8 protein-coding genes and 1 pseudogene are annotated in these 11976 nt (G+C 71.8%); 6 read left to right on the top strand and 3 right to left on the bottom strand.

The annotated features are described in order from the left end of the window. Positions 1–102 precede the first annotated feature (102 nt). The 3 genes from M8J73_RS16065 to M8J73_RS16055 all read left to right on the top strand — a co-directional run bounded on the left by M8J73_RS16065 (position 103) and on the right by M8J73_RS16055 (position 5941). Positions 103–1599: an ABC transporter permease gene (locus tag M8J73_RS16065; protein ID WP_055538584.1), complete on the top strand. Its 1497-nt coding sequence runs from the start codon at positions 103–105 to the stop codon at positions 1597–1599. Positions 1600–1667: 68 nt separating this feature from the next. Beyond that, positions 1668–2351 carry an ABC transporter ATP-binding protein gene (locus M8J73_RS16060; RefSeq protein ID WP_055538583.1) on the top strand — a complete coding sequence of 228 codons (684 nt, stop codon included), beginning with the start codon at positions 1668–1670 and terminating at the stop codon, positions 2349–2351. Between the two features lie 218 nt (positions 2352–2569). Then, the gene (locus M8J73_RS16055; protein WP_055538582.1) at positions 2570–5941 is read left to right on the top strand and encodes a S8 family peptidase; all 3372 of its coding nucleotides are present in this window, start codon (positions 2570–2572) and stop codon (positions 5939–5941) included. A 192-nt stretch (positions 5942–6133) separates the two neighbouring features. On the opposite strand, the gene M8J73_RS16050 is transcribed toward M8J73_RS16055, so the two are convergent. Then, entirely contained in the window at positions 6134–7060 is a 927-nt protein-coding gene (locus M8J73_RS16050; protein ID WP_055538581.1) for a helix-turn-helix domain-containing protein, read from the bottom strand. A 173-nt stretch (positions 7061–7233) separates the two neighbouring features. Between M8J73_RS16050 and M8J73_RS16045 the strand changes: the two genes are divergently transcribed. Next, positions 7234–8277, top strand: coding sequence for an NAD(P)-dependent alcohol dehydrogenase (locus M8J73_RS16045; protein WP_055538580.1), 1044 nt, complete (start codon positions 7234–7236; stop codon positions 8275–8277). Between the two features lie 768 nt (positions 8278–9045). Here the strand turns inward: M8J73_RS16045 and M8J73_RS16040 are convergent. Next, a complete protein-coding gene (locus M8J73_RS16040) occupies positions 9046–9867 on the bottom strand; it encodes a hypothetical protein (protein WP_249828746.1) in 822 nt (273 codons plus the stop codon). A gap of 96 nt (positions 9868–9963) precedes the next feature. Next, positions 9964–10612, bottom strand: a pseudogene (msrA, locus tag M8J73_RS16035) (peptide-methionine (S)-S-oxide reductase MsrA). Between the two features lie 211 nt (positions 10613–10823). Here msrA and M8J73_RS16030 point away from each other — a divergent pair. Continuing rightward, complete coding sequence (locus tag M8J73_RS16030) at positions 10824–11660, top strand: MBL fold metallo-hydrolase (RefSeq protein WP_055542169.1); 837 nt, start codon at positions 10824–10826, stop codon at positions 11658–11660. A gap of 98 nt (positions 11661–11758) precedes the next feature. After that, positions 11759–11976, top strand: a 218-nt coding sequence (locus M8J73_RS16025; RefSeq protein ID WP_249828745.1) for a hypothetical protein, incomplete at its 3' end; no start/stop codon positions are given.

The raw sequence follows: 11976 nt of genomic DNA, 5'->3' as shown, positions 1-11976 counted from the left end.
CCACAGGGGCGGACTCGGCGCTTCCGGGCCGGGTGCCGGGTTCTCATCCCGCTCTTATGAGGGGCTTATCCCGTCATCACGTGGCCTCCCTAGCTTTCGGCCATGTTTCTCACCTACCTGAGGCGCGAACTGCGCCGCCGCAGAAAGGCGGCGCTCGTCGTCGCCTCCGGGCTCGCCCTCGGCATCGCGCTGGTCATCGTGGTCAGCTCCGTGTCGTCCGGCATGGAGAAGGCCCAGGGCAAGGTGCTCGCCTCCCTCTACGGCCTGGGGACGGACATGACCGTCACCAAGGCCGCCGCCGCGCCCGGCGAGAACGGCGCCGAACGCCCCCGCTTCGAGTTCGACGCACGGGACGAGGACTCCGACGAGGAGCAGAGCAGCGACCTCGTCCGCGTCCAGGGCTTCCAGACCCTGAAGAGTTCGACCGTCACCGAGGTCGCCGAGCAGCAGGGCGTCGCGGAGGCCGTCGGCGGCCTCAGCCTCCAGGTCATCAAGGTCGACGGGCAGTTCCGGCGCGGCCAGTTCCAGCAGGACGAGAGCGCGGGCGGCCGGCAGCAGGGCGCGCCCGGACAGAACGGGGGGAGTGCCGGACAGCCGCAGGGGCGCGTCGAGGGCGGCGGCGCCGAATTCGACGTCGACAACTACTCCGTCTACGGCACCGACGTCACCGAACCCGACCTCGGACCCCTCACCTCCTCGAAGATCACCGGCGGACGTACGTTCACGACCTCCGAGACCGACGCGCGGGTCGTCGTCGCCGACGCCTCCTACGCCCGCGAGAAGGAGCTGAAGGTCGGTGACAGCGTCACCATCGACTCCACGAAGTACAAGGTCATCGGCATCGCCACCCCCGACAGCGGGGACGCCGCGGCCGACCTCTACATGCCGCTGAAGCAGGCCCAGACGCTCAGCGACTCCGAGGGCGAGGTCACCACGATCTACGTCAAGGCGAGCGACTCCCAGCGGATCGACTCCGTCAAGTCGGCCATCCAGAAGAACATCTCGGGGACCACGGTCACCACCTCCGCCGATCTCGCCGACACCGTGTCCGGGTCGCTGTCCACCGCCTCCGACCTCGCCTCCAACGTCGGCAGATGGCTCTCCGTGGCCGTGCTCGCCGCCGCGTTCCTGGTGGCCGGGCTGCTCACCTCCTCGGCGGTCTCGCGCCGGGTGCGGGAGTTCGGGACGCTCAAGGCGCTCGGCTGGCGGTCGGGGCGGGTGACCCGGCAGGTCGTCGGCGAGGCCATGGTCAACGGGCTCGTCGGCGGGGCGCTCGGCATCGCACTGGGCCTCGCGGGGGCGTACACCGTCACGGCGATCAGCCCGACACTTCAGGCCGAAGTAGGTGCGGCCGGGCGCGGGTTCGGCGGCGCGGGCGGCGGACCCGGCGCGGGCGGCTTCCCGGGTGCCGACGGTGCGGGCGGCGGGCGCCAGACGGCGTCGAACGGGCTCGACGTCGCGCTCACCGCGCCCGTCAGCCTCTCCACGATCGCCCTCGCGGTGGGCCTCGCCATCACCGGCGGACTGATCGCGGGCGCGTTCGGCGGCTGGCGCGCATCCCGGCTGCGCCCCGCCGACGCCCTGCGGCGGGTGGAGTGACCGGCCGCCGTCCCCGACCCCAGCGGCACGTCGGCCGCGTCCTCACAACACCATCCAGGAGTTGCACCATGTACGTACTCAGCGGCGTGACCAAGCGCTACACCCGGGGCAAGGACACCGTCCACGCGCTCGACGGCGTCGACCTCACCATCGCGGACGGGGACCGGCTCGTCATCCAAGGGCCCACCGGAGGCGGGAAGTCCACGCTGCTCCAGATGCTCGGCGGGCTCGACAAGCCGTCGGGCGGGAGCGTCGAACTCGACGGCACCGATCTGGCCGGGCTGTCGGAGGCCAGGCTCACCCGGGTGCGCAGCGAGAGCATCGGGTTCGTGTTCCAGAGCTTCAACCTGATCCCGACGCTGAGCGCGCAGGAGAACGTGGAGACGGCGCTCGTACCGCTCGGGGTGAAGGCGGGGGAGCGGCGGCGACGTGCCGCCGAGGCACTGGAGTCGGTGGGGCTGGGGGAGCGGCTCGGGCATCTGCCGGCGGAGCTCTCGGGCGGTCAGCAGCAGCGGGTCGCGATCGCCCGCGCGCTGGTGAAGCGGCCCAAGGTGCTGCTGGCCGACGAACCCACCGGCAACCTCGACGAGTCGACGCGCGACGAGATCATGGAAGTGTTGGAGGGCCTGTGGAAGGAGCACGGGCTCACCTTCGTCATGGTCACGCACGACTCGACACTGGCGAGGAAGGCCCCCCGGGTGGCGACGATCCGCAAGGGGCGCATCACCGTGAAGGAGAACGCCGGGGCGTAAGACCGCCCTTGACGCGGGATGCCCCGGCCGTGGGGCGCGTGGGAGCGGAGACCGGGGCGCGTGTGGTTGCGGGTGTCCCCGGGTTCGCCGCTTTGCGCCAGTCGCGCGGTATGTGACGCGAGTTGACACCCGGTCATACTGCGAAGACCGGGGGGAATTGACGCGCATATGTGCGGTACGTCCCCTGGTCGGACCAAGGGGGAGTCTTGCGCAGACGAATGAGCAGGGTGGGGACGGCCGTTGTCGCCATGGCGTCCGCCGTCGCACTGACGGCGTCCACGACCGGCCCGGCGACCGCGGGCCAGGGGGACGTGCCCGGTACGGCGATGACGGCTGGTACGGCGAGTGCGGCCGGCCGCCAGCCCGGCGGCGGTGCCGGGGCCGGTGCCGAGGGTAGGCATCGCCTCACCCTCGTCACCGGTGACCGGGTCCTCGTGGACGCCGAGGGCCGCGTCCTCGGTCTGGAGCGGGCGAAGGGCCGTGAGGGCGTCCCCGTCCAGGTCCGTCGCGCCGACGGCCACACCTATGTCCTCCCGGCCGACGCGGCACGGCTGATCGCCACGGGCAGGGTCGACCGGCGGCTGTTCGACGTCACGGTACTGAGCGGCTCCGCCACCCGCAGATCCCACCGGCAGGGCCTGAAACTGATCGTGGGGTACCGGGGCACCGCGGCCGGCGCCCGGGCCGACGTACGGGGCGCGGGCGGCACCGAGGTCCGGCGCACTCTGCGGACGCTGAACGCCGACGCGGTCCTCACCCCCAAGGACGACGCCGCCGCGCTGTGGAAGGCGGTCACCGACGGCGACGGCACCACCGCCGGAGGCGTCGCGCACCTATGGCTGGACGGCGTCCGCGAGGTCAGCCTCGACAAGTCCGTCCCGCAGATCGGCGCCCCCACGGTGTGGAAGGCCGGCTACGACGGCAAGGGCGTCACCATCGCCGTCCTCGACACCGGCATCGACACCACCCACCCCGACCTCAAGGGACAGGTCGTCGCGGCGAAGAACTTCTCCACCTCGCCCGGCACCAACGACAGGTTCGGCCACGGCACGCATGTCGCCTCCATAGCCGCCGGCACCGGGAAGCGGTCCAAGGGCGCCTACAAGGGCGTCGCGCCGGGCGCGAAGCTCCTCAACGCCAAGGTGCTGAGCGACGAGGGGTACGGCGACGACTCCGGCATCATCGCCGGCATGGAGTGGGCCGCCGCGCAGGGCGCCGACATCGTCAACCTCAGCCTCGGCGGGCCCGACAGCCCCGGGATCGACCCGATGGAGGCGGAGATCGACAAGCTCTCCGCCGAGAAGGACATCCTCTTCGCGGTCGCCGCCGGCAACGAGGGCCAGGGAGGCGAGCGGACGATCGGCTCACCGGGCAGCGCGGCAGCCGCCCTCACCGTCGGCGCCGTCGACGGCAAGGACCGGCTCGCCCCGTTCTCCAGCCGGGGCCCCGCTCTCGACGGGCGGATCAAGCCCGACGTGACCGCGCCCGGCGTCGCCATCACCGCCGCCTCGGCCAAGGGCAGCGTCCTCGCGCGGGAGGTCGGCGAGCAGCCCGCCGGCTACCTCACGATCTCCGGTACGTCGATGGCGACCCCGCATGTCGCGGGTGCCGCCGCCCTCCTCAGGCAGCGGCACCCGTCGTGGTCGTACACCCGGATCAAGGCCGCCCTCGTCGCCTCCGCCAAGGGCGGCGCGTACACCCCGTTCGAACAGGGGTCGGGCCGCATCCGCGTCGACCGGGCCGTCCGGCAGACGATCCTCGCCACCCCGCCGTCGGTGAACTTCGGCGTCCAGCAGTGGCCGCACACCGACGACAAGCCGGTGTCGAAGAAGATCACCTACCGGAACGTCGGCAGGAAGAGCGTCACTCTCGACCTCTCCGTGACCGGTACCGGCCCCGGAGGCAAGGCGGCCCCCGCCGGGTTCTTCAAGGTCGGCGCGGAGAGGATCACCGTCCCGGCGGGCGGCACGGCCGAGGTCCGCCTCACCGTGAACACCCGGCTCGGCGGGAAGCTCGACGGCGTGTACACCGCGTACGTCACCGCCACGGGCGGTGGCCAGGGCGTACGGACCGCCGCGGCCGTGGAGCGCGAGAAGGAGTCGTACGACCTCACGCTGCGGATGATCGACCGGACCGGCGCGCCCGCCGTGCACCACATGCTCGACCTGACCGGCGTCTCGGGACTCGCCCGGGACACCTGGCTCACGCCGTACGACAAGGACGGCACGGTCGAGCTGAGGGTGCCCGAGGGGACCTACATCCTCAACGCGGGGATCGTCGTGGACCCGGAGGACCACACGAAGGGAGCGACCTGGCTGGCCCGGCCGACGCTCACCGTCGACCGGGACACCTCCCTCACCCTCGACGCCCGCACGGCGAAGCCGGTGGACATCACCGTCCCCGACACCACCGCCGAACCCGTCCTCGCGGCACCCGACTACACCCTCCGGGCCGGCGCGAACGACTACACGTACGGCTGGCTGCTCGACTCGTACGAGGGGTTCCGCACGGCGCATCTCGGCCCACCCGTCACCGGCGGACGGCTCAGCCAGACCTGGGCCGGCCAGTGGACCGAGGGCGAGGCCGCCCAGTACGCCACCGCCACCGGAAGCAAGGTGACCCGGCTCGCCACCGGCTACGCCAGGCACTGGCGGAAGAGCGAACTGGCCACCGTCAAGGCCCGCCTCGGCTCCTCCACCGCGGGCAAGAAGGGCGCGGTCAGCGCCTGGGCCTGGCTCCCCGGCAGCCCCGGCTCGCCCGCCCTCGCCGTCCCGGGGCCGCTGCCCGGCACCCGCACGCTGCACGTGTCCGCCGCGGACAAGGTGAAGTGGAGTTTCGACTTCGAGCAGTACGGCGCGGAGGACGAACAGGGCTTCCCGCTGCTGGACGCGTACTACACGACCGGCGACAGCAGGCCCGTCACGGCGGGCCGCACCTACACCCACACCTTCAACGTCGGGGTCTTCGGCCCGAGGATCAGCCGGTCCTTCGGCATCCGCCGCGACGGGAACCAGCTGTACGGCCTGCTGCCGATGGTCGCCGACGGCGCCGGGCACGCCGGGGCGTCCTTCTACAAGAAGGTCACCACGACCCTCCACCGCGACGGGAAGAAGATCGCCTCGGGCGAGGACCCGCTGGACGGCTCTGCCCACTTCACGGTCCCCTCCGCACCCGCCACCTACCGACTGACGACCAGCGTCATCCGCGACCCGGCCTTGGCCAGGGCCTCCTCGCGGGTCGACGCGAGCTGGACCTTCAGGTCCGCGAGGACCACGAGCGACAGGGGGCTGCCGGTCTCCACGGTCCGCTTCGGCGGCGCGTACCTGGGCCTCGACAGCACGGCCCCGGCCGGCACGAGGATCGGCGTCCCCGTCACCGTCCAGGGCGCGGCCGCCGGCAAACATCGGAAGTCGCTGACCGTGTACGTGTCGCGCGACGGGGAGAAGTGGACCAAGACCCCGGTGAAGAACGGCAAGGTCACCGTCGTGACACCGGGGGCGGGGAAGAGCGTGTCGCTCCGCGCCGAGGTGATCGACAGGAAGGGGAACCGGTCGACGGTGACGATCCACGACGCGTACGTCGGCGCGTGAGACAGGGACGCGGATCACGGATCACGGATCACGGATCACGGATCAGGAAAGGGCTGAGAGCGACGGCCCGCCGGGAGGCACCCCCCCTCGCCGGCTGGGCCGTTCCTCAGCGCCTCACCGCCTGCCGCCAGGGCTGTCCTTGACGACCTGGCCGCCCGGGCTGCCCCCTACGGCGTCTACGGTCTACGGCGTCTACGGCGTCACCGTACGGGCGCGGGTGGCGTCCGTGCCCCAGCTGGCCAGCAGGCGCAGGGCCTCGGCGGACGGGGAGCCCGGCTCGGCGTGGTAGGTGACCAAGGTCTGCTCATGGTCGTCGGGGAGCGGGAACGCCTCGAAGGACAGCGTCAGGTCACCGACCAGGGGGTGCCGCATGCGCTTCACCCCGTGACTCTTCTCCTTCACGTCGTGCGTGGCCCACAGCCGCCGGAACTCCTCGCTCTTCACCGACAGCTCGCCCACCAGCGCCGACAGCCGGGGATCGTCCGGGTGACAGCCCGCGTCCATCCGCAGATAGCTGACCATGTCGGCGGCCTTCTGATCCCAGTCGATGTACAGGTCGCGGTACTCGGGCCGCAGGAACACCATCCGCGCCCAGTTCCGCTCCTGCGCGGGCAGCTCCGACCAGTCCCCGAACACCGCCGCCGCCATGCGGTTCCAGACGAGGATGTCCGAGCGCCGCCCGGTGATGTACGCGGGGACGCCGTCCAGGGAGTCGATCAGCTGCCGCAGGGCGCCCCTGACCTGCTGCGGACGAGCCGACGGCTTCTTCTTGTGGGCCTTCGGCTTGGCCAGGTGCGTCAGATGGCTGTGCTCGGCGTCGCTCAGCCGGAGGGCGCGCGCGATGGCGTCGAGGACCTCCGCCGACACATTGCGGCCGTTGCCCTGCTCCAGCCGCGTGTAGTACGCCACCGACACGCCCGCCAGCTGCGCCAGCTCCTCCCGCCGCAGCCCGGGAACCCGCCGGTGCCGGCCGAACTCCGGCAGCCCGACGTCCTCCGGCTTCAGCCGGGCCCGTCGCGTCCGCAGGAACTCACTGAGCTCGGCACGCCGGTCGAGGGGGGCTCCGGTCGGGCCGTCGAGCGGTTGCCGGTCCTGTGCGGCATCGGGCTGTGCGTCCATACGTCAAGTATTCACGGTCGTACGCCCAGCAGCCTGACCCCGCCAGTGGTAGGACCAGCGGACGTACGCAGAACCGTGACCTGGGTGAACGCGGTGACCTCGGGCAGGCTGACAACCGTGCCCGGCCGGAAGGCAGGCCCGGCACCGGAACGACGGCTAGGAGAACCCTCGGCATGTCCACCACTGTCGCCGCCTACGCGGCACCCTCCGCCAAGGCTCCGCTGGAGCGCACGACGATCGAGCGCCGCGAGGTCGGTGAGTTCGACGTCCTGATCGACATCAAGTTCGCCGGTATCTGCCACTCCGACATCCACCAGGCCCGGGAGGGCTGGGGCGAGGCGATCTTCCCGATGGTGCCGGGCCACGAGATCGCCGGTGTCGTCGAGGCCGTCGGCTCCGGCGTCACGAAGTTCGCCGTCGGCGACCGCGTGGGCGTCGGCTGCATGGTCGACTCCTGCCGCGAGTGCGAGAACTGCGAGGCCGGGCTGGAGCAGTACTGCCTCAAGGGCAACGTCGGCACGTACAACGCCCTCGACAAGAACGGTGAGCCCACCTACGGCGGCTACTCGGAGAAGATCGTCGTCGACGAGGCGTTCACCGTACGCATCCCCGAGGGCGTCGCCCTCGACGAGGCCGCGCCGCTGCTGTGCGCGGGCATCACCACGTACTCCCCGCTCAAGCACTGGAACGCCGGCCCCGGCAAGAAGGTCGCCGTCGTCGGTCTGGGCGGCCTCGGGCACATGGGCGTCAAGCTCGCGCACGCGCTCGGCGCGGAGGTGACCGTCCTGTCCCAGTCGCTGCGCAAGCAGGAGGACGGGCTGAAGCTGGGCGCCGACCACTACTACGCGACCAGCGACCCGGCGACGTTCGAGGAGCTGCGGGGTTCGTTCGACCTGATCCTGTCGACGGTCTCGGCGCCGCTGAACCTGGACGCGTACCTGTCGCTGCTGAAGACCGACGGCGCGTTCGTGAACGTGGGCGCGCCCGAGGAGCCGGTCGCCCTGAACCTGTTCTCGGTGATCGCCGGCCGCAAGACCCTCGCCGGGTCCGGCATCGGCGGCATCCGCGAGACCCAGGAGATGCTCGACTTCTGCGCCGAGCACGGCCTGGGCGCCGAGATCGAACTGATCCGCGCGGACCAGATCAACGAGGCGTACGAGAGGGTCCTGACCAGCGACGTCCGCTACCGCTTCGTAATCGACACGGCAACGATCTGATCCGGGGCTGGAGGGCGGCTCCGGTTACGGGTTGGGACGGTTCCGGTCTGGGCAGAGGGCCAGCTTCGGTCCGGGCTGACGGTTAGCTCCGGCCTGGGTGGAGGGCTGGTCTGGGCTCGGGCTGGGTGTCGGCTTCGGTCTGGGGGGAGGGCTTGCTTCGGTCCGGTCTGGCGTCCAGCTTTGGTCCGGGCTGAGGGTTGGCTTCGGTCTGGTCTGGGGCTCGGTTCCGGTCTGGGCTGGGGTCGGCTTCGGTCTGGGTCGAGGACTGGTCTGGGTCCGGTCTGGGGGTCGATTCCGGTCTGGGTTGAGGCTTGGCCCTGGCCTGGGTTGGGGGCTGGCTTCGGGGCCAGGCTGGTGCTGGTGCTGGTGCTGGTGCTGGTGCTGGTGCTGGTGCTGGTGCTGGTGCTGGTGCTGGTGCTGGTGCGGGTGCGGGTGCGGGTGCGGGCGCGGGCGCTGGTGCGGTGCGGGTGCGTGGGGCGTGTTCGCGCAGTTCCCCGCGCCCCTGAAGGAAGCCTGCGGCTCCTTCATCGGCGGCGCCGGGGCGGCCCGGGGAAGGACCGGCTCACAGGGCCGTCCTTCCAGGGGCGCGGGGAACGGCGCGACCAGCCCCCACCCACCCGCACCCGCCACTCAACCCGACAGGGCCCCCACCTCCGGCGGCCCACCACCCCCCTGGCGGCCCCCAACCGCCGGCAGCCCCCAGGCGCCGACGTGGCCCCCACCCCCAGCGGCCCCCCAATCCACCTGGGCCCCCACCCCCCGGCGCCCCTAGAACACCCCCACCCGGCTCACCCCCGCCTCCCCGGCCCGCAGCAGCTCCTCGTGGCTGACTGCGAAGTCCCCGTTGCGCAGGGGCCCGCCGAAGTGGCGGCCCACGACCGTGTTGGGCAGATAGCTCCGCAGCGCGTGCCGCATCGCGGGGTCGTGGTCGACGGGCGAACCCCAGCCGTCCGGCGCCTCGTCCGTGCCGAGGATCACCCAGTGGTCCGTGTCCACCAGCGCGTCCGGATCGGGCACGGCCCCGGTATGACAGTCGAGCGCGGGCAGGGTCAGCACATCGGGGTCGTGCGGCGGGTACCACATGAGCAGCGGCTTGGCCTGCGCAGCCTCCGCGTTGTCGAAGCAGCAGACGGCGATCGCGTGCGTGGGACAGCGTTCGGCGTAGAACGCGAACAACTCCGGGTTGAGCGCGGGCCGCCGATGCTCCGGCACCTCGGCGAGCGCCGCCGGCACGGCACGCGGGTCACGAGCCAGGACCACCGTGTACACGTCGTGCTCGAACACCTCCACCGCCGGCCCCCGAGCCCCTCCCATCCAGGCGATCGAGTCGTCGACCATCCCCACGGAGACCGGCCGTACCGCGTCCACCATCCGTTCCAGCACATCGGAACTGCGCCCCACGGACAGGAAGTTCCGCCGACTCATCTGCCGCGCAGGCAGGTGCAGCAGCATGGCGTTGGGGCCGTCGGCGAGATTCGCCGCCGTGTTCTGGTAGCCGAGGACGTGGATCAGCCCGTGCTCGGGGTGGTGCAACCGCCCGCAGTACAGGGTGGTGCCGGTGAACTCGGCCGGGGCCAGGGAGACACACATGCCGGAAAGCTATCGAACACCGCCCGCCGCCGATTGCCGCCTGCCGTCCCTGGGCGGGCCGCTCGCGCACCCCGTGCCGTGTCAGGGGCGTCCCGCTCAGGGCAAGGACACCCCGGTGCCGCCCGCCCCGCAGTAGCCCGCCGGGTCGCGGTGCAGGTACTGCTGGTGCAGTGCGCTCGCCGGATAGAACGGGTGCTCCTCGGCCGGCACGATCCAGGTCGTGATCGCCCCGTACCCGGCGGCGGACAGCGCAGCCTGATACCGCGCGCGGGTCGTCTCGGCGGTCGCGCGCTGCTCCGGTGAGTGCGTGAAGACGACCGAGCGGACATGCGTACCGACGTCGTTGCCCTGGCGGAAGCCCTGCGTCGGGTCGTGCCCCTCCCAGAACACCCGCAGCAGCCGCTCGTACGACACCTCGGCCGGGTCGAACACCACGCGTACCGTCTCCGCGTGCCCCGTGAGCCCGGTCCGCACCTCGTCGTCGACCGGGTACGGCGTGTATCCGCCCTGGAACCCGACGAGGGTGGTGCGGACCCCGCCCGGCACCTGCCAGAACCGCCGTTCCGGCCCCCCAGAAGCAGCCCATCGCGAAGGACGCGACCTCGGCTCCCTCCGGATACGGCCCCAGCAGGGGCGTCCCCAGCACGGCGTGCGTCGCGGGCACCTCGTACGCGAGCGCCGCCCGCCCCGGCGGCGCCTCCTCGGCCGTGGGCATCCGCGGCTCCCGGCCTCGTCCGAACAGCATGGGCACCCCCTCGTGCGTAGCGTCGCGACGTCATTCTCCCCGCGCGCCTGCGGTACGGGCGCGCGGTCCGCGCGTGCCGTCCCCGGCGCGTGCGCGGTCACGGCAGCGGATGCGCCCGCGCTCGCACGGCCGGACGATGGAGGCGGGAGCAACAGCGGAGGCATGCGGTCGCGACGATCACCCGCCGGGGGGTTTCCGAGGTGTGAGTGACATGCCCCTTCAAAAGGTCCGCCCGGGTACCGTGCACCGGCTGCGCCCGGACATTAGCGTTCTCGCCGACAGCCTGGAGGTGCCGGGCATCGGGCACATCCCGGTGAACGCGTTCGTACTGCTCGGCGCCGAACCCGTGGTCGTGGACACCGGGTTGGGGCTGCCCGACCGGAACTTCGTCGAGGCCCTCAGCGCCGTGCTGGACCCGGCCGACGTCCGCTGGATCTGGCTCACCCACCCCGACCGCGACCACACCGGCGGGATCTTCGACCTGTTGGCGGCGGCCCCGAAGGCGCGGGTCGTGACGACGTTCATCGGCGCCGGGATCCTGTCCTGCGAGCACCCGCTGCCCCTCGACCGGGCCCACCTCGTGAACCCCGGCGAGACGCTCGACATCGGCGACCGCACCCTCACCGGGTTCCGTCCGCCGCTGTTCGACAACCCCGCCACCGTCGGCTTCTTCGACGACCACTCCGGTGTCTGCTTCAGCTCCGACTGCTTCGGCGCCCCGCTGCCGACCGCCGACCTCGCCCAGGCCGACGACGTCCGCGATGTCGCGGTCGAGGAACTGCGAACCGCCCAACTCCTCTGGGCGACGGTCGACAGCCCCTGGGTCCAGACGGTCGACGTGGAGAAGTACCTCAGGACCTTCGACTCCCTGAAGGACCGCAAGCCCGACCTGGTCCTCTCGACGCATCTGCCCCCGGCCGCCGGCATCACGGGCGCCATGCTGGACACGCTCGCCACCGCCCCGTCCGCGCCGCCCTTCGTCGGCCCGGACCAGGCGGCCCTGGAACAGATGCTGGCGAGCTTCCAGCCGGACGGGGGCGGCCCCTGAGACCCCAGACCCCGGCTCAGGGGATCCAGGGCCGGTGGCCGCCGGGGCACGACATCTCGTTCCAAGGACGAACCCACCACGCAGTGAGGAGTGTGGAGATGTACGTAGCAGTGCGGCGGTACGAAGGGGTGACCGATCCGGCCGAGGCGGCACGTCTCGTGAACGAGGGGTTCGTGCCGCTCATGCGCCAGGTCCCCGGTTTCGTGGCCTACTACTGGGTCGACGCCGGGGACGGAGTGATGGTCTCGACCAGCGTCTTCCAGGACCGGCCCGGCGCCGAGGAATCGATCTCCAGGGCGGCGGATTTCGTGCGGGA

This window comes from Streptomyces neyagawaensis (genome assembly GCF_023516595.1).
GTDB classification, from domain to species: domain Bacteria; phylum Actinomycetota; class Actinomycetes; order Streptomycetales; family Streptomycetaceae; genus Streptomyces; species Streptomyces neyagawaensis.
The sequence above is the reverse complement of the archived record's forward strand: the minus strand, read 5'-3'. Positions and strand labels throughout refer to the sequence as shown.